The 24,336-nt window shown below is 46.7% G+C and carries 16 protein-coding genes; 1 reads left to right on the forward strand and 15 read right to left on the reverse strand.

Translation table 11 applies throughout. The features are described 5' to 3' along the window. Positions 1-135: 135 nt before the first annotated feature. Positions 136-2,577 carry a DNA topoisomerase IV subunit A gene (parC, locus tag LACZS1_RS08310; RefSeq protein ID WP_010488356.1) on the reverse strand — a complete coding sequence of 814 codons (2,442 nt, stop codon included), beginning with the start codon at positions 2,575-2,577 and terminating at the stop codon, positions 136-138. A 6-nt stretch (positions 2,578-2,583) separates the two neighbouring features. Continuing rightward, entirely contained in the window at positions 2,584-4,596 is a 2,013-nt protein-coding gene (parE, locus tag LACZS1_RS08315; RefSeq protein ID WP_070651858.1) for a DNA topoisomerase IV subunit B, read from the reverse strand. A gap of 311 nt (positions 4,597-4,907) precedes the next feature. Between parE and plsY the strand changes: the two genes are divergently transcribed. After that, positions 4,908-5,531 (forward strand): glycerol-3-phosphate 1-O-acyltransferase PlsY, encoded by a 624-nt coding sequence (gene plsY / locus LACZS1_RS08320; protein ID WP_010488370.1) that lies wholly within the window; start codon positions 4,908-4,910, stop codon positions 5,529-5,531. An 81-nt stretch (positions 5,532-5,612) separates the two neighbouring features. Here the strand turns inward: plsY and LACZS1_RS08325 are convergent, their stop codons facing one another. The 13 genes from LACZS1_RS08325 to LACZS1_RS08385 form a co-directional block, all read right to left on the reverse strand. Beyond that, positions 5,613-6,491 carry an aldose 1-epimerase family protein gene (locus tag LACZS1_RS08325; RefSeq protein WP_070651857.1) on the reverse strand — a complete coding sequence of 293 codons (879 nt, stop codon included), beginning with the start codon at positions 6,489-6,491 and terminating at the stop codon, positions 5,613-5,615. A gap of 39 nt (positions 6,492-6,530) precedes the next feature. After that, complete coding sequence (hslU, locus tag LACZS1_RS08330) at positions 6,531-7,940, reverse strand: ATP-dependent protease ATPase subunit HslU (RefSeq protein ID WP_070651856.1); 1,410 nt, start codon at positions 7,938-7,940, stop codon at positions 6,531-6,533. 38 nt (positions 7,941-7,978) lie between these two features. Continuing rightward, positions 7,979-8,503, reverse strand: coding sequence for an ATP-dependent protease subunit HslV (gene hslV / locus LACZS1_RS08335; protein ID WP_070651855.1), 525 nt, complete (start codon positions 8,501-8,503; stop codon positions 7,979-7,981). 119 nt (positions 8,504-8,622) lie between these two features. After that, positions 8,623-9,519 (reverse strand): tyrosine recombinase XerC, encoded by an 897-nt coding sequence (gene xerC / locus LACZS1_RS08340; RefSeq protein ID WP_010488377.1) that lies wholly within the window; start codon positions 9,517-9,519, stop codon positions 8,623-8,625. Between the two features lie 210 nt (positions 9,520-9,729). Further along, the gene (gene trmFO / locus LACZS1_RS08345) at positions 9,730-11,049 is read right to left on the reverse strand and encodes a methylenetetrahydrofolate--tRNA-(uracil(54)-C(5))-methyltransferase (FADH(2)-oxidizing) TrmFO (RefSeq protein ID WP_274804324.1); all 1,320 of its coding nucleotides are present in this window, start codon (positions 11,047-11,049) and stop codon (positions 9,730-9,732) included. Between the two features lie 491 nt (positions 11,050-11,540). After that, entirely contained in the window at positions 11,541-13,625 is a 2,085-nt protein-coding gene (gene topA, locus LACZS1_RS08350) for a type I DNA topoisomerase (protein WP_093997838.1), read from the reverse strand. 251 nt (positions 13,626-13,876) lie between these two features. Further along, positions 13,877-14,692 carry a DNA-processing protein DprA gene (gene dprA / locus LACZS1_RS08355; protein WP_070651852.1) on the reverse strand — a complete coding sequence of 272 codons (816 nt, stop codon included), beginning with the start codon at positions 14,690-14,692 and terminating at the stop codon, positions 13,877-13,879. 51 nt (positions 14,693-14,743) lie between these two features. Beyond that, positions 14,744-15,502, reverse strand: coding sequence for a ribonuclease HII (gene rnhB / locus LACZS1_RS08360; protein WP_070651851.1), 759 nt, complete (start codon positions 15,500-15,502; stop codon positions 14,744-14,746). Next, a complete protein-coding gene (gene ylqF, locus LACZS1_RS08365) occupies positions 15,486-16,346 on the reverse strand; it encodes a ribosome biogenesis GTPase YlqF (protein ID WP_093997846.1) in 861 nt (286 codons plus the stop codon). The genes rnhB and ylqF overlap by 17 nt, the downstream gene beginning before the upstream one ends. A 642-nt stretch (positions 16,347-16,988) precedes the next feature. Next, entirely contained in the window at positions 16,989-17,804 is an 816-nt protein-coding gene (locus tag LACZS1_RS08370; RefSeq protein ID WP_231956446.1) for a uracil-DNA glycosylase family protein, read from the reverse strand. A gap of 33 nt (positions 17,805-17,837) precedes the next feature. Next, complete coding sequence (locus tag LACZS1_RS08375; RefSeq protein ID WP_070651848.1) at positions 17,838-18,173, reverse strand: DUF6176 family protein; 336 nt, start codon at positions 18,171-18,173, stop codon at positions 17,838-17,840. A gap of 276 nt (positions 18,174-18,449) precedes the next feature. Continuing rightward, positions 18,450-20,597 (reverse strand): hypothetical protein, encoded by a 2,148-nt coding sequence (locus tag LACZS1_RS08380; RefSeq protein WP_306402835.1) that lies wholly within the window; start codon positions 20,595-20,597, stop codon positions 18,450-18,452. Further along, complete coding sequence (locus LACZS1_RS08385) at positions 20,548-24,126, reverse strand: type IV secretory system conjugative DNA transfer family protein (protein WP_070651846.1); 3,579 nt, start codon at positions 24,124-24,126, stop codon at positions 20,548-20,550. Before LACZS1_RS08385 ends, LACZS1_RS08380 begins: the two co-directional genes overlap by 50 nt. Between the last annotated feature and the right edge of the window lie 210 nt (positions 24,127-24,336).

Raw genomic sequence — 24,336 nt, forward strand, 5'->3', positions numbered from 1 at the left:
TTAGTGTATTTGGTTGTTTCATAAAAATTGCTTAAAGGCTGATTTGATAAATTGTGCACAATCGTTCTGTACTAGAATAAGAAAAAATAGCCGCTTCTGTAATAGTACAGAAGCGGCTATCCTATAATTTCTTTTTTAGTCCTTTTCCGGAATCTCTTCGCGGGTACGGACAAAGACAGGTTTTCCTTGAACATCTGTGTCGATGACGAATGACCCATTGGAGTAACGATCACCGGTTGGGTGTTGGCTCGGCGTCAGCGTGACAACTTTGTCAGCATCGGTCAACACGTCCAAACGGGTATCCTCGTCCACTGCCATCATGGCGACGATACGATGCGGATCACGCTTAAGCTCGCGCAAGACCAGCAGACCGCGTCGAGCCCGACTCATTTCGCCGACTTCACTTAATGCCATCCGTTTGAACGCACCGCGTTGGGTCAGAATCCCGACGACCGCGCTTTGCGGATTCTTAACCAGAATAAAATTGACGACCTCGTCATCCGGTTTTAGATCCATACTTTTAACGCCGGTTGCTCGCGCGCCAACGGTCGAAACATCGGCTAACGGGAACGTTAATCCGTATGCATGGTGACTAACAACAAAAACATCCTGCGACTGATCAGTGGTGAAATAAGCATTCGTAACCACCGCACCAGCCGTCTTAAGCTTCATGGCCAGCATCGGTTTACGTTTATAGGTCCGTTGTGGTTGTAAATCACTCAGCGCTGTTTGCTTAATATAGCCATCGCTAGAACCAAGAACAAAACTACCGGCAATATCCAGCTGATCAAAGGCAAAGACTGCCAATACCTTTTCATCGGTGCCCAGTCCGACCGTCTGGCTTAAGTGCTCGCCAGTATCTTTCCAGCGGGCATCACTGATTTCGTAAACTGGCCGATAAATGATGTTCCCAGCATTCGTCACAATATAAAGGTGTTGCAAGGTTCGCAGTTCACCGGTGAAGATAGCCAAATCGTTTGCCTTGAGTCCGTTATCTTCAGGGTCAACGGCCTGGTAACTACGCAACGAACTACGCTTGACGTATCCATCCCGTGATACTTGAACCATAACTGGCTCATCGGCAACCGTCACCGTCGTTGCAACTTCAAGCGTTTCAATTTTAGCCTGGATGCTGCTACGGCGATCATCCCCGTATTCCTTGGCAATCCGCTTGAGTTCCTGCTCGATGACCCGGTCACGCGCGGCTGGCCGCGCCAGAATATCCTGATAACCAGCGATGGCCTTAGCCAGCTGGGCAGCTTCGTTTTGCAAGGCAGTAATATCGGTATTGGTCAGGCGATACAGCTGCAAGGACACGATAGCTTCTGCTTGCGCTTCGGAAAAGTCAAACTGCTTAACCAGATTACGCTTGGCATCGCCTTTATCCTTAGAAGCACGAATAGCCGCGATCACCTGATCCAAAATCGACAGCATCTTGATCAGGCCTTCAACAATATGCTGCCGCGCCTCTGCCTTGTTCAATTCATAACGCGTACGACGCGTGACCACATCCCGCCGATGGGCAATATAAGCCTCCAGCATTGGTTTAAGTCCCAGCAGTTTTGGCTGCATATCGGCAATGGCGACCATATTAAAGTTGTAAGTGATCTGCAGGTCAGTATTCTTGAACAGATAATTCAAAATACCCTGTGCGTCGGCTTCTTTCTTCAGCTCAATGACAACACTTAAACCGAAACGGTCACTTTCATCCCGAACTTCCGCGATGCCATCGACTTTCTTATTAAGGCGCAGTTCGTCGATTTTTTTGATCATTAAGGCTTTATTGACATCGTACGGGATCTCGGTGACAACAATCTTTTCCCGTCCGCCACGCATGGTTTCGATATGCGTACGTGAACGTACCACAATCTTGCCGCGTCCGGTTTCGTATGCCTGTTTGATGCCATCAAGCCCTTGAATGATCCCACCGGTCGGAAAATCGGGACCCTTTACATATTGCATCAAGTCATTTAAGTCAGCTTGCGGGTGCTTTAACAAGTACAAAATGGCATCGACCACTTCGCGTAAGTTATGCGGCGGAATCTCAGTCGCATAACCAGCGGAAATACCGGTGGCCCCGTTGACTAGCAAATTAGGAAATCCAGCCGGTAGGACAGTTGGCTCCTGCGCAGTGTCATCGAAATTGAGAACCATGTCCACGGTCTCTTTGTCGATATCAGCCAGCATTTCCTTACTGATCTTGCTCAGACGCGCTTCCGTGTACCGCATTGCGGCAGGCGGATCTCCGTCCATCGATCCGTTGTTGCCGTGCATTTGAATCAAAGGCGCCCGCAACTTCCAATCCTGGCTGAGCCGGACCATCGCTTCATAAATCGAACTATCACCATGTGGATGATAGTTACCCATAACATTACCGACACTTTTAGCCGATTTACGAAAACCTTTGTCGTAAGTGTTGCCATCCTGATTCATCGCAAACAAAATTCGGCGCTGAACCGGCTTTAGCCCGTCACGGACATCCGGCAATGCCCGTTCTTGAATGATGTATTTCGAGTACCGGCCAAACCGGTCGCCCATGACCTCTTCTAAGGTCAACTCCTGAATCTGATTGGCCAATGGCTTTTACTTTCCTTTCTTGTCTAACTGTTTAACGATTTGCTTGGCACCAAACTGCAACTTCTCGTGGTTGGCTGTCGGTGTCTCCAAAATACTACCGTCGTCATCCATGTCAAACTTAACATGATGTTCAATCCATTCACGCCGCGGTTCGACGCGATCGCCCATCAAAGTCGTGACGCGCCGTTCGGCTAACTGAGCATCGTCAATCCGCACCCGAATCAACGTGCGTGTCTCCGGATTCATAGTGGTTTCCCACAACTGGTCGGCGTTCATTTCTCCAAGCCCTTTGAAACGGGTCAGCGTATAGCCCTTCCCCATGGCCTTGGTTTCCTTAGCCAGCTCTTCATCGGTCCAGGCATAGCTGATCTTGGTCTTGGCGCCAGCACCTTTTTGCAGGCGATACAACGGTGGCAATGCAATATAAACCCGTCCGTCATCAATCAGCGGCCGCATGTACCGATAAAAGAATGTCAGCAACAGAATCTGAATATGCGCGCCATCGGTATCCGCATCGGTCATGATGATGATCTTATTGTAATTAGCTTGCTGAATATCAAAATCCGCGCCGACACCAGCACCGATTGTGTAAATCATCGTATTGATTTCTTCGTTTTTAACGATATCTTGCAGCTTGGCCTTTTGTGTATTCAGGACTTTCCCACGCAACGGTAAAATCGCCTGGAACTTACGATCCCGCCCTTGCTTGGCAGAGCCGCCAGCCGAATCCCCTTCGACTAGGTAAAGTTCATTGCGTTTAGGATTCTTGGTCTGTGCCGGCGTTAACTTCCCGGAAAGCAGACCCTGATCTTTTTTCCGTTTACGGCCGGTCCGACTGTCATCACGCGCCTTACGTGCTGCTTCGCGGGCATCCCTAGCCTTAATCGCCTTACGTACGAGTTCCTGGGACTCTTCCCCATTTTCCATCAAAAACGTGGAAAGATTTTCGTAAACAATACCGTCGACAACTGTACGAGCTTGCGGGGTACCCAGTTTGCCTTTTGTCTGGCCTTCAAACTGCAGGATTTCTTCAGGAATCCGCACGCTTAAAATACCGGCGAAGCCTTCCCGAACATCACTGCCTTCAAGGTTCTTATCCCGGTCTTTCAACAAGCCGACTTTGCGCGCGAACTCATTAAACGCCCGGGTCATCCCACTACGCAGGCCGATTTCGTGCGTGCCGCCATCTCCGGTGCGCACATTGTTAACGAAGGAAATAATATTTTCGGAATAGCCATCATTATATTGGCCGGCAAAATCAACCACAATGCCGTCTTTCTTGCCTTCAAAATTGATGACCTGCGACAAGGCATCTTTGCCTTCATTAAGATATTTGACGAAACTAACCAAACCATCCGGATAGTGGTACTGATCCTGCTTGCCGGTACGCTCATCAATTAAGTTAATCGTAATATTTTTCAGCAAAAAGGCTGATTCGCGCAACCGTTCGGCGAGTGTATCATAGTTGAAAACCGTGGTCTGGAAGATCGTCGGATCCGGTTTGAAGGTGATTGTGGTGCCATTTGGTTCATTCACTTTGCCTAGCTTTTGCAGACCGCCATCTGGATGACCGCCATTGATGAAGTGCTCCTCAAAAGCCCGTTTGTCGCGGACAACCCGCACGGTCAGTGATTCAGATAAGGCATTCACGACACTGGAACCGACTCCGTGCAGACCGCCGGATGTTTTATAGCTATTTTGGTTAAACTTCCCGCCGGCGTGCAGCACCGTTAAGATCACTTCAATCGTCGGCTTGCCGCTGGGATGCATCCCCGTCGGCATCCCCCGTCCATGATCCTGCACGGTAACCGAATTATCGGCGTGAATGGTTACATTGATTTCGTCCCCAAACCCCGCGAGCGCTTCATCGACTGAGTTATCCACGATTTCATAAACCAAGTGGTGCAACCCGCGGCCATCGGTGGAACCAATATACATCCCAGGCCGCTTGCGAACGGCTTCCAGGCCGTGTAGCACCTGAATGGATGAATCATTATATGCTTGCGTTGCTTTGTCCATAATAAACTCCCTTTTTGAAACAACTAATTTATAGAATACACCACGCACCCGCAGAGCGCGAACAAAGCATGACTAAAAAATGCTTAGAAAACGGCACAAGGGCGATCTCAGCCAACATTCGCACACAGCTGCTTTACGAACAACGTATTTCCAGTGTAGTCTTTGCGTCAATAAAAAGTCTGTGTTGAGGTTTCTCCAGGTCATTTAACCCATCGCCGCAAATCGAATGTCTGTTCGCATTATTTTAACGGCGTATCACTCAAAAGTCAAAAATGCTAAAATAGTTTTTAAGTCTGAGAGGAGGGGCACACTTGGTTCTTGTGCTTTGTTTTATACTCGCTTATTTCATTGGTGCCATTCCGTTTGGCGTGGTGATTGGCAAAGTATTTTATCATACCGACATCCGCAAAGGTGGCAGCCATAATATCGGGACAACCAACGCTTATCGGATGCTAGGACCGGTTGGCGGAACACTGGTGTTGCTATTGGATATTCTAAAAGGAACGTTGTCAGCCAGTTTACCCATTCTGTTTGGGATTGACCACCACTGGCTGATTCTGATTGTCGGGCTGGCGGCTGTTTTAGGCCATACTTTTTCGGTTTACATTCATTTCAAAGGCGGCAAAGCAGTGGCAACCAGTGCCGGCATTTTGCTGGCATACAATCCCGAATTTTTCTTCATCGCCTTTGCTATCTGGTTTAGCCTGATTTTGTTGACGTCCATGGTCAGCGTTGCCAGTACCCTTGGCATGGTAATCATCACGAGCTGGTCGCTTGTTTATCACGACTGGCTACTCACCACCGTGGCGTGCGGCTTGCTCGTCGTTTTCTTCATTAAACATCGTGCCAATTTTAAACGCATCAAGGCCGGCGACGAGAACATGGTGCCATTTGGCCTCGGCCTTTACTTACGTCAACACCGCCGCCAGCAGTAAAGAACACAAAATGTACCAAGCAAAAAGACATCCCCTGTTGGATGTCTTTTTGTTATCGATCACCAGCTACCGGTATCCGCATCAAAAAATGCTGATTGTGTAGCCCTTTTCAAACGCTGTTCCCGGTTCCAGACGATTAATGCCTAGTTTCTTGGTGAAATCACCGGTCGTGCCAATCGTATCGGCAATGCCCCACCACGGCTCAATGCAGACAAACTCACCCGTCTTGGGATAGGGGCTCCAAACGCCTAAGTAAGGTGTGTCTGTCATGGTGACACTCACACCGTGTTTGGTTTTGTCCGAAAGCAGATTAAACGAGGTCTTGCCAAGCGGAGCAAAGATAAGCGCATCGTTTTTAAACGTCTCATGGGTCAGCGCCAGATTGGCATCAGTTGCGGCCAGCGTTCGGTGCGTATAATCCACGCCTTTGCCGGCAACCAGCGGAATTTGAACCAGCGACTTGCGCGGTTTGAAGTTCATGTAATAATCCGTAAACTGCGTGTCTGCTGTCATCGGCACTTTGAAACCAGGGTGTCCGCCAATACTGAAGTATAAAGGGGCCGTTTTGTCTGGATTATCGACATGGTAAGTAACGTGTAGGTTATTATTTTCCAATGCATAGGTGATAATCAGACGAAACGCAAAGGGATACATGGCACGCGTCTTGTCGTCATCTTTAAGAACAAGGCTGGCCTTAAAAGGCGTTGCCGACACGACTGTGAAATCACGATCACGGGCAAAGCCATGCTGGGTCATGTGGTAAGTTTTGCCAGCATAATGATATTGGTCATCAGCCAGTGCCCCGACAATCGGGAATAACACCGGTGCGTGCCGCGGCCAGACTTCCGGATCAGCCTGCCACAGGCGCTCACGCCCAGTCAGGTTATCCTTGATACTAGTCAGCTCGGCACCATGCCGACTGATGTCAACGGTCAAAAAGTCATTTGCAATCGTTACCATACATCCTCATCCTTTATCTACAGTTCTCCACGGGTTGCTTTACAAAATATACCGGGTCATGTTCGTATCGGCAGCGATATGGCCGATCTTATCATCGACATACTGCTGGGTCACCGTCACACTGCCCATTGCCATATCCGGACCTTCATAAAGCACATCTTCCAATAGCTTTTCCAAGATGGTGGCTAATCGCCGCGCGCCGATGTTATCGGTATCGTGATTAACCTGCGTGGCAATTTCGGCAATCCGATTAACGGCTTCCTTGGTAAACGTGATTTTCACGCCATCAGCACCGATCAACGCAATATATTGTTTAATCAACGCATTGTCCGGTTCGGTCAGAATCCGTACGAAGTCTTCTTCGGTCAGATCCTTTAGTTCAACCCGAATCGGGAATCGGCCTTGTAATTCGGCAATTAAATCACTTGGCTTGGCTTCGGCAAATGCCCCTGAACCGATGAACAAAATATGATCGGTGTTAATCGGTCCATACTTAGTGTTAATCTGTGAGCCTTCGACAATTGGCAAAATATCGCGTTGAACCCCTTCGCGGGAAACCTCGCCACTGGTATGCTTGTCGCCTGCTGCGATTTTATCGATTTCGTCAATAAAGATAATGCCATTGTTTTCGGCACTCTGGATGGCGTCGTGATAAATATCGGCATGGTTGACCAGCTTATCAGACTCTTCTTTAATGAAGATTTCGCGGGCTTCCTTCACGGTCATGGTGCGCTCGACTTTTTTCTTGGGCATTAACGCACCAATCGTATCACTTAAGTCAATCCCCATTTGGCCGTACATATCGCTCATGCCGCCGCCTTTTTTCTCATCGTTGACGGCAACGGTAATTTCCCGATCCTCTAGCAAGCCCTTCTCCAGCTGTTCGGCGACGCTTAAGCGCTTATTCCGAATGTCATCGGTCACTTCACCGCCAGCATCGGCATCGTCAGCAGCAGGTGCCTTGCCGTTTTGCATACCTTGTAACATGTTCATCATTTCGGCCATCGGATTCGAGTTCTTTTCTTTACGAATCGCTGGTACCAAAATCTTAACGAGGCGTTTGTTGGCTTCTTTTTCGGCGCGAACGCGGACTTTCTTGAATTGCTTTTCTTCTTCCATCGCCACTGCGGTTTCAGCAAGATCACGGACCATGGATTCAACATCCCGACCGACATAGCCGACTTCCGTGAATTTGGTCGCTTCGACTTTAACGAAAGGCGCATCCACGATTTTGGCTAATCGGCGGGCAATTTCCGTTTTCCCGACACCGGTTGGCCCAATCATCAACAGATTCTTCGGCGTGATTTCTTCTTGCATCTTAGGTGACAACTGCATCCGGCGATAGCGATTATATAAGGCAACCGCAACGGCGCGTTTGGCATCGTCCTGACCGATGACATATTGGTCAAGTTTTTCAACGATTTGTTTAGGTGTTTGAACTTCTACCATCTTAAACTTTATCCTCCTATGAGCGTGAGCCGACGTGGTTAGAAACTCTCAACGATAACGTTGTGATTGGTGAAAATATCAATGTTACCGGCAATATTAACTGCCTCTTTGGCAATGTCGGAGGGGGTCATATCAGGCGCATGCCGCAACATCGCAATAGCGGCCGCTTGGGCAAAATTACCACCAGAGCCGATCGCCACAACATCCTCGTCCGGATCAATGACTTCACCGGAGCCGGATACAAGTAACAAGTCATGTTCATCCATGACGATCATCATGGCTTCAAGTTTTTGCAGCGTTGGATCTTTGCGCCAATCCTGTGCCAGCGCTACTGCGGAACGCCGTAAGTTGCCAGCATAGTGTTCGAGCTTCTTTTCAAACCAATCCTGTAAGGTGAACGCGTCGGCAACGCCACCGGCAAAGCCGATGACAACCTGATCATGATAAATGCGCCGAACTTTTTGGGCGTTGCCTTTCATAATGACTTTTTCGCCCAAGGTTACCTGGCCATCGCCTGCTAAAGCGGTTACGCCATCTTTTCTAACTGCTGCAATTGTTGTCATTGTTATGCTCCTTTTCGTTTCCCTGATAAGTCGGAACTCATCAGCGGTGGCGGTTGTTAGCAACCGACCAATAGTCATACTTTAGAAAACCCAAGCACCGATTACATCGTACTTTAGTCTTAATGATGCTTAGGATAATATTTCATATACTCGTTTTTTAAGTGCGCCATCGTCACGTGGGTATAAATTTGAGTCGTCGACAGACTCGCATGGCCTAGCAGCTCCTGGACGGTGCGTAAATCCGCTCCATGATCCAGCATGTGGGTGGCAAAACTGTGCCGCAACATGTGGGGATGGATATTGGCAGTCAGGCTGGTTTGTTTAATAAGCTGATCCAGAATGTATTCAATCCCGCGTGCTGTGATCGGCCGACCATACTGGTTGACGAACACCACCCGATGTTGGGTCTGGTGCTTCTGCATCAACGTGTGGCGTCCATCCTTTAGATAAGTTTGTAACGCGCGCTGGGCGTACTGACCAAATGGTACGTAGCGATCCTTATTGCCTTTCCCATGAATCAGTAACAACCCTGTATTAAAGTCCACCTGGTTGAGTGTTAAGTTGGCACACTCGGAAACCCGGATGCCGGTGCCATACAAGACTTCCAACAGCGCTCGATTACGCTGGTCAAGTGGGGTTTTGCCTTCAACGGTTTTAAACAACTCCTGAATTTCTGCCTCATAGAAAAACTGCGGCAGGTGATGGTGTTGCTTCTTCAATTCAACTAATTCAAACGGGTTGCGCTTGACCGCATCAATTCGCACCAGATAACGATAAAAGCTACGCAAACTGCTAATTTTGCGGGCAATGGAAGTACGAGCCAGTCCCTGTTTATTCAAATCGGTTAAATAAGTCTGAACGTCTAGATCATCTACCTTGTTAAAATCCGTGAACCCGCCATTGGCTTTGAGAAAAGCCTGGAATTCCTGAATGTCGTTTAAATACGCCGTGACGGTTTCTGGTGAATACTGCCGCTCGACCGTTAAGTATTCCTGAAAAGCTGTAATTGGCTTCATCCCGACATCCCTCCGCTTAATAGATTAACATAAAAAGAACGATTGTTGACGTTTTCAGAAGCTAAACCTTAATAGCTGGCGGTGAATTTTCGCTCTCCAGGCACCAAGATTGCTTAAGCACTGGCTTTGTTCCATTATAATAAGTTCTTTATGAAGATAACATGACACGACAATGAAAAAATCCCGGTTACCCGAGATCTTTTTTTATTTTTAAAGTTGGTTCACGCGGTTTAATTTAGTTTTAAATGCCGCAAGATCAGTCAAGGCCCGTTCTGCTAATTGCTGGTTACGCTCCTTCTTTTGCCGTACCTTAACTGCTAGCGGCGGCATAATGCCGAAGTTTGCGTTCATCGGCTGAAAATGCGTTGGCGAGGTGTGGGTGATGTAATGTGCCATGGCACCCATCGCCGTTGTTTCCGGAAATACCAGCGGTGGCAAATCCTGTGCCAGCCGAGCTGCATTAGTCCCGGCAATTAATCCGCTGGCAGCACTTTCAACGTAACCTTCAACGCCGGTCATCTGTCCTGCAAAGAAGAGATCTGCGCGCCGTTTAGACGCATACGTCGGCTCAAGGACGTCCGGTGACTTCATGAACGTATTCCGATGCATCACGCCATAGCGGACAATCTGAACATTTTCCAATCCCGGAATCATCCGGAAGACCCGTTTTTGTTCGCCCCACTTAAGATGCGTCTGGAAGCCCACGATGTTATACAGGCTCGCTGCAGCGTTGTCTTGCCGCAACTGGACAACCGCATACGGTGTTTTGCCGGTTCGCGGATCCTCCAAGCCAACCGGTTTCAGCGGACCGAACAGCATGGTCTTAATCCCCCGTTTGGCCATCACTTCAATTGGCATGCACCCTTCAAAGACCGTCATTTTTTCAAAATCGTGGCCTTCCGCAACTTCAGCAGAGATTAATGCCTGGTAGAACGCTTGAAATTCTTCCCGGTTCATCGGGCAATTTAAGTAAGCAGCTTCGCCACGATCATAGCGCGACTTTTTATAAACAATTTCGGTATTAATGGTGCTGGCGTCCAAAATCGGCGCGGCAGCATCAAAAAATGATAAGCCAGCTTCACCGTTTAAGGCGACAATAGCATCCGCCAAGCCCGGTGCGGTCAGCGGCCCTGTAGCAACCACTGTCACCCCTTCAGGAAAATCAGTCAGCTCTTCATGAATGACATGAACACGGGGATGCGCCATGAGTTTCTGGGTCACTAACTGGGAAAACGGCTCGCGGTCAACCGCCAATGCCCCGCCAGCTGGCACGGCGGTCGCGTCAGCACTTTGAATAATAATCGAATCTAGGCGCCGCATCTCTTCTTTCAACAATCCAACCGCGTTCGTAATTTGATTGGCACGCAGCGAGTTTGTGCAGACCAGTTCCGCAAAATTGGCGGTGTGATGCGCCGGGGTCATCGTAACCGGACGCATTTCATATAAATTGACGTCGACGCCTGTTTGGGCGATTTGCCAAGCGGCTTCCGAACCGGCTAGGCCGGCGCCAATGACGTTAACAATAGGCATGATGCATTTCCTCCTTTGGTGTGGGGTTTTTGATCGAGGGTGGGACGGGGTTCTTAAAGTTTGTTTGATGTGGGTTTTCGTGATGCTACATTTAACATGTGCTTTATTGGCGCAGACGCTTGTGTGTGAGCTTTGGGCGTAGAAAAAGCCTTCTTGTGAGAAAAGTTTTTGGCCGATGCTGTCGTAAACGCGCTCACAGTCGCAGAAATCTCCGTGTAAGGACCTTGAAGCCTAAATGGCCAAAGCCCAGCCATTTAGGCTTCAAGGCCACTTACACTCCGATTTCTAAGCGCTCCTGTTCGCGCTCTACCGTAAACGCGTTCGCTGGCGCAGGAGCCTACGTGTAAGGACCTTGAGCGCAATGGCGAAGCCCACGCCATCACGCTCAAGGCCACTTACACTCCGGCTTCTGAACGCGCCAGCTCACGCTCTTGCCTAGTTTATCAAAAAAACCAGCAGACCCAAAGGATTCGGGCTTGCTGGTTTTGGTTTTATGCTTTTTGTAAGGCTTCCTTGTAATCGTTGTTTGGGCAAACGACTTGGGTGCCGGCTTTGGTTTTCTTTTCGACTAAGAAATGACCACAGACCGGGCAGTCGCGGCCAACTGGTTTGTCCCAGGAGACAAAGTCACAGTCTGGGTATCGGGAGCAGCCATAAAAGACACGATTACGTTTGCTCTTGCGTTCGACCACCTGACCCTCGTGACACTTAGGACAAATGACGCCGATTTCTTTGACGATTGCCTTGGTATTGCGGCAATCTGGAAAGCGGGAGCAAGCGTAAAACTTACCATAACGCCCCATTTTGATAACCATGGGTGCGCCACAGATGTCGCAGTTAAAGCCTGCTGGTTCATCCTTAATCTGAATCTTTTCGATACCGGTTTCGGCGTGCGCTACTTCTTTTTCAAACGGCTTATAGAACTGGTCAATAACCTTTACCCAGTTAGCTTCGCCGGTTTCGATACTATCTAATTCGGATTCAACATTTGCCGTGAACTTAATATTGACGATGTCAGGGAAGAATTCAACGATCAGACTGTTGACGATTTCGCCTAATTCGGTCGGTTCAAATCGGCGGGCATTGAGCTTGACGTAATAGCGCTTCTGGATGGTTTCAATGGTCGGAGCGTATGTTGACGGCCGACCAACACCATTTTCTTCCAGCGCCTTAACCAGATTAGCTTCTGAGTAACGGGCTGGTGGCTGGGTAAAATGCTGAGCCGGATCGGTTTTCAGCATTTTAACGGCATCCCCGACAGCAAGCGGCGGCAAAACATTGTCCTTTTCGTCGTTATCACGCGAGGATACGTAGAGCTTAGTAAACCCTTCAAACTTCATCTGACTGCCATTAGCACGGAAGGTGACGTCATTTTGGTCGAGAGTAACGGCGACGGTGTCGATCACTGCCGGTGTCATTTCACTGGCAACAAACCGGCTCCAAATCAACCGATATAGCTTCATTTGGTCTTTATCCAAAACCGAAGCCAGGCTTTCAGGCGTTCGCAGCGTGCTGGTTGGACGAATTGCTTCATGGGCGTCTTGAGCCCCTTCTTGAAGCTTACCTTGACGGATTTTGACGGCGGCATACGCTTCACCGTACTTTTCGTGCAGATAGTGGCTGGTCTCGGTTTTAGCGACATTAGAAACACGAGTCGAGTCAGTACGCATATACGTAATCAAGCCAACCGTACCCAATTTGCCACCTAAATTAATGCCTTCATACAGCTGTTGGGCCAACATCATGGTCTTTCGGGTTCGGAAACCCAGCTTGCGGTTGGCCTCCTGTTGCAAGGTACTGGTGGTAAAAGGCGGTGACGGGAAACGCTTGCGCTCTTTCTTTACTACTTTGGTCACGTTAAACGGCTTGGTTTTATCGACCTGGCTTAAGACTTTTTGAACAGCCTCATTATTTTTTAAGGCCTGTTTCTTGTTCTTGATGCCGTAAAAACTGGCCGTGAACTTTTTGCTGCGACCTTTCTGAAACTCTGCATCCAGTGACCAATACTCTTCAGGAATAAAATTCTTGATTTCATTTTCGCGATCAATGATCAGTTTTAATGCAACACTCTGAACTCGGCCTGCACTTAAGCCTTTTTTGACCTTCTTCCACAACAACGGGCTGATGGAATAGCCTACGAGCCGATCGAGAATCCGCCGGGCCTGCTGGGCATCAACGAGATCCATATCAATCCCGCGCGGCGTCTTAAACGCATTTTTGACTGCATCTTTGGTAATTTCGTTAAAAACGACGCGATTTTTGGCCTGAGGATCCAACCCGAGAATATGACTAACGTGCCACGCGATGGCTTCTCCTTCACGATCCGGATCGGCTGCAAGATAAACGCGGCTAGCTTTTTTTGCGTCTTTCTTTAAGGATTTAATGACATCGCCTTTACCGCGAATCGAAATGTAGCGAGGTTCGTAGTTGTTTTCAACATCAACACCCATTTGACTCTTGGGTAAATCGCGAATATGCCCTAAACTAGCAACAACTTTATAGGTGCGGCCTAGATACTTTTCAATAGTCTTGGCTTTGGCTGGCGATTCAACAATGACTAACTTCTTGTCGGCCATGAACGCGCTCCTTCCGGTGGCATTGCTACAATAGCAAGCCCTGATTAATTTGTGCGGGCTGACGTGTTACCGTCAGTGCTTCATGATTCAGCAGGTCGCTATGCTCGGTCACAGTGGCGGATAGGCCTCCGCCCAAAAACCATCCGATCACGCCTGCTGGCTCAAAACAGTTGCTATCATAAGCTAGTCATTTTGCTCTTGTCAAATCATATGAAAATTTTCCTACTATAGAAAGGGCACTTTTTGGCACTTCACGGGTAATAATGCAGGTTCTCGATCACCGTATCCGGACCGGTCACAATTGCCGCGCCTGCTTGAATTAGCGCGTTGGTTCCTGCCCCCAAACGCTCGCCAAAACGGTTAGGTAACGCAAAAACTTCACGATTATGCTGCAAGGCATAATTTGCCGTGATCAGACTGCCGCTTTTGATTTCCGCTTCAGTGACCATCACCCCATGCGCCAAACCGGCAATAATCCGATTACGCGCCACAAATTGGAACCGTTGGGGAGCCGTTCCGGGCGGGTACTCACTCACGATCAACCCAACCCGGCCGATCCGTTTCTGCAGTAAACGATGCTTAGCCGGATAGACCTGATCGATGCCGTTAGCGATCACCGCAATCGTCGGCAAGCCAGCTGTAAGCGCCGCCTCATGTGCCATACTGTCGGCGCCGGTTGCCAAGCCGCTTGCAATCGTCATTGGCGGCAATTGCGGGAATAATTGCGCCAATGTGGCCGCTGAATAACCGGTAGCCTTACGCGAACCAACAACACCCAATGTTAATTGGCGAAGCAACTTTATTTGACCGCGATAAAAAAGCACCAGTGGCGGCTGGGGAATTTCACGCAGCCGCGGTGGATAGGCGTCATCGACATAAGTGACGTAAGCTGACTGCCGCGCTACCGCCAATAGTGGTTCTACGGATTGAGTCAGTTTCTTGTCAAGTTCGTGTTGGAATGCCGTCAAATCGGCTTTGGCACGAATAGCTTTCTCCAAAGCGACCGCCAAACGTGGATTCTGATGGGTTGCTAAATGCCAAGTTAATAAAAAGTCGCGTAATCTCATGCCAGAAGTTCCTCCTGTCAATACATTACGCGGCTTAACGACGATTACGTCTTAAGGATTCAGACAGTCACGCACCGGACCGAAACTACGCCGATGAATCGGCGTGACGCCATGAGCAGCCAGACCTGCTAAGTGTGCTTTCGTACCATAACCCATGTTGTGTTTAAAATCATAACCAGGATAAACCTGATCGTACATCACCATCAGCCGATCCCGAATCACCTTCGCAACAATGCTAGCCGAAGCAATGCTAATACTATTGGCGTCGCCTTTTATTAAGCGCTCCTGCGGCAAATCGACCGGCACATGCATCGCGTCTACCAGCAAAAACTCCGGGGCAACGCGTAAGTGACTCACCGCCTGTGCCATCGCAAGTTCAGTCGCATGGTAAATATTCTCCCGATCGATCTCGCGATTGTCGGCAACGCCGATGCCAACCGCGATGGCCTCCGTCAAAATATGCGGGTAGAGCATATTTCGCTCATGGGCTGTCAGTTGCTTTGAATCATTCACCGGCCATTGAAAATGATGCGGCAGGATGACCGCCGCCGTCACAACCGGTCCAGCCAGCGGTCCCCGCCCTACTTCGTCTAACCCAGCAACATACTGGTACGTTCCCCATAACTGGCGCTCATACCTACTGCGATATTTCAGTGCCACGGCCTCAGCAGCGCGATGATCCTCACGCCGTTGATAAGCCGCCAGTAATTTGCCCGCACCAATGCGACTATCGTTTTTGAGCGCCGTCAAGATTGCGGGATCGACATGATCTGCTTGTAACAGCGCCTTATACTCACTCAGTGTCGGCATCGATCTCACCAGGCTTTTCCAAAGTAAAGCGACCTAATTTCCCCTGCCGTGCATCGAAAATCAGCCGTTCCGCCATGCGATTGAATTCCTCTCCGAATCCCTGCGTTTTTGTCAGCTTCACCAGCAAGTCATGCGGTGCTGCTTGCAAGTCGGCATCTGTGAGATGGTAAGCTTTTTTCAGGGCGTCTGGATAATGGGCCATAAAATAAGTTAAGCCATATAACCCGACCACATCTTCTTGAAAAACCGCGTCGGCAATCGCACCGGTAAACGCCAGACGCATCCCGATCTTCTGTGAGGCAAACTTAGGCCACAAAATCCCAGGGGTATCTAACAACTGAAAATTATCGCTTGCCTTTAACCACTGTTGATTCTTCGTCACACCGGGCTTGTTACCAGTTACCGCAATATTACGGTGAACCAGCCGATTCAGTACCGTCGACTTGCCGACGTTGGGGATACCAATACACATCGCCTTGATCATGGGATTACGAATTCCCCGCGCCTTCTTTCGGGCAATTTTCTCCGCCATCAATTTGGTGGCCAACTGGGGAATTTGCTGCAGTCGTTTGGCATGTTGCGCATCAATCGCAATCGCAGCAAAACCTTGATCTTGATAGTATTGCACCCATTCACGTGTCAAGGCCGGATCCGCCAGATCTTGCTTATTGAGGATCACCATGCGCGGCTTTTCGCCAATTATTTCATCTAACATCGGGTTGCGCGATGACTCAGGCGTGCGGGCATCAACGACCTCAAGAATGAGATCGACCTGTTTAATTTTTTCCTGTACCTGTTTACGAGCCTTCGCCATGTGACCCGGGAACCATTGAATTGCCAAAATTTTCAGACTCCTTATGGACAATACTTGTTTATATCTGAGTTATATAGAGCTTGTTTAAGGTTTGATTTTGAAAGTTACCGATGCTTATGTTACACGACAAAACAGGTACTGCCAATGCGATTCGGAAGACTACATCACTCAAATCAAATTATTCCCGATATTTTTTGCAACCACTGAATTCCATGATACTATTTCTATAGTTGAATAGAGGCCATCGAGTTGCGCCTCGATGGCCTCAAGCGTAGTTCAGAAGACTGAGGTAAAGCTAGTTCTTACGAGCTGGCTTTTTTAGTATCTGGCGAGCCTTGACGTCATTAAGATACGCCTTAGACAAGCTCCAGACAGCGATGGCAAAATCAACCATCGCGATCCCTCCAGTCACTTCGATTTTGCATTAACCTCACCTCCGCCTTCAGATAATAGTTGAGGGGTGATGTCTTGCAAAACTGCTGGGCTAGATCTCTTCTGGGAGCTACCCTAGTGATGCTAGTTTATCGTTAGTATAGCAAACCACTAAGATATAGCATAGACTTTGAACACAAGTTTGGTGTAGTTCAGACGAAAAACTTCACTTTATGCCATAAAACAAGATAGTTGTTTTATACCTGAAGATTCTCTGAATCAACGATAATGCTTGTATCATCAAGCTCTACTTAATGCGGAGATGTATTTTTCCATATAAAAGTCTTTGTTTATGGAATTATATTGCATAATATACCGTGGGTGCTCAAGCGGAATAATCGATTCAAAGAAGTGCTCTTTCTGATTAATTTTATTTAATGCCTTATAGTTCTCGCCGCTTCCAATGCAATAACAAACTTCCGTATCGATCCCAAACTTAATTTGAGTTCGCAGTGAATTCACAATGAAGGATAACAGCTCTTGCTGAAGTCGTCTGTTCTCATAATAGTTGCAATTTATTTCATTACCTTTTTCATTTATTTTGATCAATCCCAGAGGGCATACAAAACTTAAGAAAAAGTCGCTGTAAAATTTACGCTTGCCACCATACTTGCCCATAACGTCATATAAGAAGCTTGATGAGGCTCGATTAACTCGAAAGTTATTAATTGTAATGCCAGTCTCCTTTTTAAGTTCGTCTTCATCTTCAAAAGGTACACCGGTTATCGCTGTTCCTCTGCGTGCAGGTGAACTTCCAAGTATCAACCGCCGTGGTTTGGTGTCGTTAAAATACTTTTCATAAAATGTCGTCACTGTCTCATTGACGGCATTTTTTTGAGCACCACTAAAGGGATTGACTGTGCGATAGTTTCTGGGCAAATCAATTGAGACATGTTTGAGGCTTTCACTAAATGCCAATACTTTTCTGGCAAAGGTTTCCTGATCCATTGTTTTTTTCCCCTTGATACTCTTCGTGGCAAAGACTTGTCCTTTTCCCCATAAACAAAGTTCTTTAAAACTAAAATAAACCCAAAAGTTATGAAGTTTTTGATCCACCGAGATCTCACAGTTCTTTTCTTGGACAGCTATTCACTTACCTATTAGGCTCGGATTAACAAACTCGTTTTCCAGCCGAAACTTCATGCTTGGAACTGATTCATCAATACATTCATGCCAAAAAGCAACGTGAACCTGATCGATGGGATTGGAACTTTCTTCAACGTCCGGACTAGGCGCGGTTTGTTCAGAATACCAGCACAGATACATCTGATTGTTAACCGTAAGCGAAAAGATTCGCTCAACGGTGATGTGTTCGGGTACTAAGGTTGCATTGACAGCCTCCTGATGACTTTTTAAGAAAGCCATCCATTCTTGGGCACGCGCAATTTTGTCGGGATGGACAGCAAATCCTTCTAATTCAATCAATGTTGTTCAACTCCTCCGATTATTTCCTTAACCTTACAGAAAAGCGCACACCCAATCAAGGCATGCGCGCATTTAAACAACTTCAATCTAATCTACTTCGCGACTTCCTGCACCGCCGCTTTCACCATCGGATCATCTTTCGTCAGCTGATCGCTCAACTTCTGAGCAAGGGCTGCCAAGGTTTCCTGATCGGCTTGAGCCTATTGCGGCAAATTCGATGGTTTGCTGGAAGAATTTAAAGATCAAGATAAGCTTCTGGCATTAATTATTGTTGATCTATCGATACTCCGGATGCTGTCTCAGTATACTATACCAATATTCTCTGAGGTATTTCACTGGATATGGCACGACTGTGTACTGCCCACTGCGGACAAACTCGACGCTCATCATAGCTGCCAGTTTAGGAAATAATTCATCAATTATGCCAGCGTCACCTGCTAACGGCAAAAGACGGCGCAGTGTCACCGCACGATTTACAACCGGTTTTAACGATTTATCGCTGTCTACGAAGTAAAACGTGTTAAAATGCCCTTCGCCTTCTTCAATACGCGTAAGGCCAATCCATTTCATCCCTGCAAGTGGCGAGTCCGGCAATTCACGCTGTAGGGTTGTTTTCAGTGTAAATGTCGCATTTTCAGTCAAAAACTGGTTAACCTGTCTCATATCGCGACGCTTCGGATTGAGTCCTGCTTTGCGGGCTGCTTCATCCAAATCCCTTAATGGAAAAGAGGGCCGCATACCAGTCACGAGCGCTTGCAATTGTTCGTATGCCGCAACATAGTCTGAGTCTCCGGAAACCATTGGCCGTAGTTTCCCCAATTCTTCAACTACTTTGTCTCTCCAAAGGGTTTTGTCAGGCCGATTAAGTTCCAGCTGTTTCCGGATTTGTTTACCATCTGGCATAATCGTGCGGTTGAGGCGTTGAATCAACAGTTGTTTATTCCCAGTACGCACAACACAATCTACACTATTCCATGCGGACTGAAAATTTGGACGCGCAAGACTATCAAACACCCTTTTGCAAACCTGCGTATACTCATCATCGCTGGTTAAAGCATTTAAACGCACTTTTTTCTTAGAAAACCTTAGTTCCATCTCTGGTGTAAAGGCTAATTTGATAACCATGACTTCGGGATCGAAGGATTTTTTCAAGAAGGCGAAGTAGTAAAACTCCAGCGGCTGCGTCAGACTGGCAAGCTTTGGTTCCACTGTTTTTAATTTTCCATTTGCTAAGTCACGCTTAATACATAGTTCTTGAATCAGTTTTACTATCGCCACATCACGCGCAGGATCGTGATGCTTCCCTGACACCTTTGGCTTCCACGTGATTTCCTTGTCGCCCTCCTGATAATGGCCGAAATTTTCTACCGTCACATGTTGAACAATTTGATCATTCTTAGCTACTTCATAACCATCCTCCATCGCGCTACCACGGACATCGCGAATAACCTGTATGTTAAACCCAGATTGAATTTTCTGCGAACGAACAACATGTACGCTATTTTTACGTACCAGTTGGCTTCGAATCAAATGGTCAGCCAGTTGATCAGCCAATTCCTGCGATAGCCGATCGTTCACCTGAGCGCAAATATTAAGTGAAGAGCTAGCTAATTGTTGCCAAATGGTTTCACGTTTGCTGAGCTTCAAACGTGAAGAATGTTCGACTAAGCTTTTGTGGAACGTCACAGGACGAAGCAGATACTTTTCCGCATTTAAATTGAGATTATCGAGAACAAGTTGCACAACGCCGACTTTGCTTTTATAGAAGCTTGATTTATCTTGCAACGATAGAAAGTCGATGTAATTTCGATTTGCTGAGTGATTACCCTGTACGAAATAGATTCCAGGTGACGGCCGATAACAGAGTTGAAAACGCCCTCGCTTTTCATCAAATTGATAAATCTGTTTATCCCACTGGAATTCAGTTACTTGCGTGAACGTTTGAACGCTCATCTCCAGATCCTGCTGCCAATTAACCTTTAACTTCAGTGCATAATACTGCTGGCGCATATCACGAAATTCTCGGTACCACTCCTGCCCAGAGATCAGGAGCTCTGGTGTCTTACAAGGCTCTAAAAGTGATTTTTCGTTAGCAGATTGCTGATTTAACAGTAGTTGCAATAAATGGTTAGGGTAGATTTTGAACTCCCCCATATCTTCCAGCAGTATCTCGTGTAATTCCAAACCGGCAACAGTCGGTATGGCTGGCAATTGGCGAAACATCATGAGATAGTCGCCCTTTTTGTAACGACCTCTGATACTCGTAACTGCCTCTGGCGACCATGATGCAAGCAATTTGTTATAGTCCTTAAAGGCGCTTCGATCTATAATCTTCACAACCAAGAACTTAAAATCTGCTTGCAACTGCATTATATTAATCTTGTAATCTAATCGTGTCGTTCGAATCATTGATTGCTGTTCCATTCAGGAACCTCCAAACATTTAATTTTTGCTCAGGCGTCAGTAAAAAATTTCCCTGATGATCAATGAGACCGGAGATTTCAAGTATCTTCCCGTCAACCGTCATAACAGGTTGTACTTGATTGCTGGTCAGAATGTTAATAATAACGACACGCCATTCCTGTTGCGTGTTAGCCTGTAATTTTGCCAGCTTTGCTTCAACCTTTTGACGTTCAGCTTTTGTGTCAACGTCAGGTGCATCACGCCAATTTTTGAAATCAAGGGCCACTTTGCCTTCCCACTGAAAATCAAACAGTTCGTAATTTTCAGGCTTGAAAAAATCCTCTAACTTAAGCGACCACTCGTTTTGAAAGATAAACTGACCACTCACTTCGCCAAGCAGTCCGCGATAGTTGTAAAACTGGGCCGGATTCAAGATGCGTTCATTTGGTTCCCACTCTGTCGGTATATCTAGCGACTCAAGCGCCTCCTTTAAGCCTGGATAACGACACATTGCAACTAAGCCTGCTGCTTCAGCCGAAACTTCCATACCGGTTCCACTGAAATCAAACTGGCCGTTGTCATGATTGATTGGTTTGACTTCATAGCTGACATCTAAATGCTCGTTCAATAAATATTGCAAGCCGAATTCGTCGTCACGTTGTTGGAAGACCTGACTGGATTTCAAATCCTTATCGCTCACAGTGGGGTGGCGTACATAAAACCATCTGGTGTCATGATAGATTTGTGCCCAGCTTTTACTGGTCTGTAAATACGCCAAAACGAATCGAAAATCACGGAATGTATTAAATGTCGCATTCTGTTTGGCAATTTCAGCACTATGCTTCTCAAAGTCACGCTCCCAGTCTTTAGCGACCGACAGTAAGCAGCGATATTCTTGACCAGTCTTCTCTATGTCGATACCACTGCCCGTCACCATCTGTAACACATTCACAGGCATAACAAGGCGGATTGCGGGCATTTTGTTGAAAGAACGGTTCATTCTTCCAAACGCCTGAATGATGGTCCGCGAATAGCTGACATAAAGACTGCGAGCATATTCAGGATGCCTCTTAAGCTTTTGCTGTTGTAAGCTAGTTAAATATTCATTTAGATATTTGGTGTTTATCTCATTAGCATCAAAAAGATATTCTCGCTCAATAATGGAATGAAGCCCTGCTGCATCCATCCCAAACGGCAAATTGCTGCTGAGAATATGGGTGACTTCCCCTAAATACATGCCGGCTAAATCAATAGTATGCTGTCGGGGATCACTTTTACTAACTCCCTTTGGCGCAATATTGGCAGCTTGTTCTCTTTCGAACTCATTCATCTCGTGTTGGAGATTTTGTCCAATACCAATCGTTTGATAAGCGCTCAAAATATAGACGCGTTTACCGCCTCGGCTAACCAAATTCAAGGCCTCGGAAAGCTGTTCTTGAATCCCTTCTTGATTCCGCGACGAGACAATCCTAAGTTCCGTGTTCACACCATCCTGCCTACCTACTAATTCTTTAAGGGTTGTAAAAGTTTCCTTAATATAATTCTCATCCATGCCCCCATCGGCACCGGGGAGTAATGATTGCAAACCCAAAAACGACGTCATTGATTGATCAGTCAGAAAAATGACAAAACTGTTGAATAGGTTGAGGTATCGTCTTGTAAAGTACTTTTTGTCAATCCGTGACGGCTCCGAGGCCGGAATGCCATTCACTAGCTTTGCCAATTCCGCATCTAGTTCCCAGATTTTCTTGTTATCAATCTTTTGATTGTTTTTCGGAAGTATTTCCGAAAAAGAACGATCAACAATACCCGTTTCTACTTTGACTTCAATATTCTGTTTGGTATAGCGACTTTCAAAGTCAAATTCTTTAATGGTCGTGTCACTCAGGTAATGAACACCATCCAGCAGACGCGGACCGAGCATCTCTCTAAGATAATCAAGGTCATAGTTGTCTAACACGGTAGGCAAAGTAGCAGTGGCAGATAAACCCAAAACGTTCGCCTTGCTTAAAACGTTCAATAAATAACGTTCAGGTGTTTCATTGAAAAAGCACGCATTGATTTTTGTTTGCAGGTCATGCTGGGGATCATTTGTAAACTGGAATAAACTCAGCCCACGTTGCTGGAAACGTCGAGCACTGTGAGCGTGATACGTCGTTTTAACCTTAGTTGGAGATGAAAAGTCATGGCCTAATGAAAACAGAATCTTAGCTTGCGATTTAGACAATCCTAAAGCAGCGTAAATGCTGAAGCAAGCATCCTCAATCGTCATGGCATCATCAAGTGAGCTTAACTTTTGATTCTCTGAAACCTGGTATTCCCTGGCCCGATTCAAAATAAACTTCGTTGCGCCTTTAAGAAACACAGAAATTCTCGGCAACATTCTGTGAAAATGTAAGTCGTTTCTAGCTTGTCCACCGAGAACAACTTGCCCTAACTCCTCATCAAAATAGGCATGCCAAGGTTTTCCCACGCTCACCCAATTTGTTTGAGGAACGTGCATAACAAATCCTGAATCCCGCCCTTGTTCCTCCATTTTGTACAGAAAGTCCAGTTTGAACTCAGCTGTCAGTTGTTCTGCGTCGTTCAGGATTTCCTTAAATGCATCGCGGGAGGTGAAGCTTTTTCCCAGCTTGGCCGGTAGTTGTCCTTCATTAACTTTATTCAACCCTTTGCTAAGATCTACAAACAAAGAATTTAAATCAGCTTGTATCTTCAAGGCTTCATCAATAGCGCTCTCTAAAATCTGCTTTTTGGTGCTATCAAATTCATCAAGGACGACTAATGCATCTTTCAGGATCGGAGAATACCGGAATGCCTTTGATCGTTTTTCGAAGAATGGTGTATAGCTTTTAATAAATTTGGCCGTTGTTAAAATAATGATTTGCTTTTTTTCTAAATCAAACGTCGGATACGTTTCATTTAGCCATTTCGAATCTGCTTTCGGTTGCTTACTTACAAATTCACGGATTTTCCCTTTACTGATACTATCTAACTTGAACGCAGATGCTCCCTCTTCGGAGATGTTCCTGAGTTTCACGTGAGCTTTATCTGCCAAAATCGTGATCATCGCCCGACGAACTTGATACTCGGCACGGCTAAGCATGGTCCAAGCAGTCTTCAGATCAAATTCGTTCTCTTTCATCATTCCAAAAGATTTAAAAGCATTTCCTAAGTTTTCTAAACTTTTTTTGAAAATAGGCGAACTCTGATAGAAGTCAGGGATTTGTTGACGATCCCAGTCATTGATCAATTTGTTGACGGTGTCTTCCAACGAACGAACAACCGCAACTCGCTCACTAAAAGCTTTATGTACTGGACCTGACTCTTCACGCCAAGCAACCTCAAAATCCTGTTCTTTCAAATTCTTTTTCTGATCGGTGACAAAAAAGGCGCGAAAGTTTTCGTGCTTAATGGCATAGCGGCACAGAACCCGGATAATTGTATAACTTTTCCCGGTACCTGTGGGCGCGTTCAACAGCATCAAGGCATGTTCCGGAGATTGCGACTGTAACTTTTTGATCATTCCTAAAAAATCGGATACTTGCATTTTATTAACTCACATCTTTCTTTGTTTCTGGCTTAAGTAAGGATGATGTAGATTAACAGTCCGTTTTCACACGAGGACTTAGCCATTTGATTAAGCCAGTATACTTTTATTTCAAATAGTATACAGTATAATTTTGTACAATCAATATTTATATTAGTATTTAAACGTAAAAAAATACGCCCACACCTTTAAGGCATGCGCGCATCTACA

The organism is Lacticaseibacillus zeae subsp. silagei (genome assembly GCF_030770335.1).
GTDB classification, from domain to species: domain Bacteria; phylum Bacillota; class Bacilli; order Lactobacillales; family Lactobacillaceae; genus Lacticaseibacillus; species Lacticaseibacillus zeae.

Excerpts from the sequence above, each read along its gene's own strand:
- parE (WP_070651858.1), bottom strand. The coding sequence starts at position 4,596 with ATGGACAAAGCAACGCAAGCATATAATGATTCATCCATTCAGGTGCTA.
- LACZS1_RS08325 (WP_070651857.1), bottom strand. The coding sequence starts at position 6,491 with ATGGTAACGATTGCAAATGACTTTTTGACCGTTGACATCAGTCGGCAT.
- hslU (WP_070651856.1), bottom strand. The coding sequence starts at position 7,940 with ATGGTAGAAGTTCAAACACCTAAACAAATCGTTGAAAAACTTGACCAA.
- hslV (WP_070651855.1), bottom strand. The coding sequence starts at position 8,503 with ATGACAACAATTGCAGCAGTTAGAAAAGATGGCGTAACCGCTTTAGCA.
- xerC (WP_010488377.1), bottom strand. The coding sequence starts at position 9,519 with ATGAAGCCAATTACAGCTTTTCAGGAATACTTAACGGTCGAGCGGCAG.
- trmFO (WP_274804324.1), bottom strand. The coding sequence starts at position 11,049 with ATGCCTATTGTTAACGTCATTGGCGCCGGCCTAGCCGGTTCGGAAGCC.
- topA (WP_093997838.1), bottom strand. The coding sequence starts at position 13,625 with ATGGCCGACAAGAAGTTAGTCATTGTTGAATCGCCAGCCAAAGCCAAG.
- dprA (WP_070651852.1), bottom strand. The coding sequence starts at position 14,692 with ATGAGATTACGCGACTTTTTATTAACTTGGCATTTAGCAACCCATCAG.
- rnhB (WP_070651851.1), bottom strand. The coding sequence starts at position 15,502 with ATGCCGACACTGAGTGAGTATAAGGCGCTGTTACAAGCAGATCATGTC.
- LACZS1_RS08380 (WP_306402835.1), bottom strand. The coding sequence starts at position 20,597 with ATGGAACAGCAATCAATGATTCGAACGACACGATTAGATTACAAGATT.
- LACZS1_RS08385 (WP_070651846.1), bottom strand. The coding sequence starts at position 24,126 with ATGCAAGTATCCGATTTTTTAGGAATGATCAAAAAGTTACAGTCGCAA.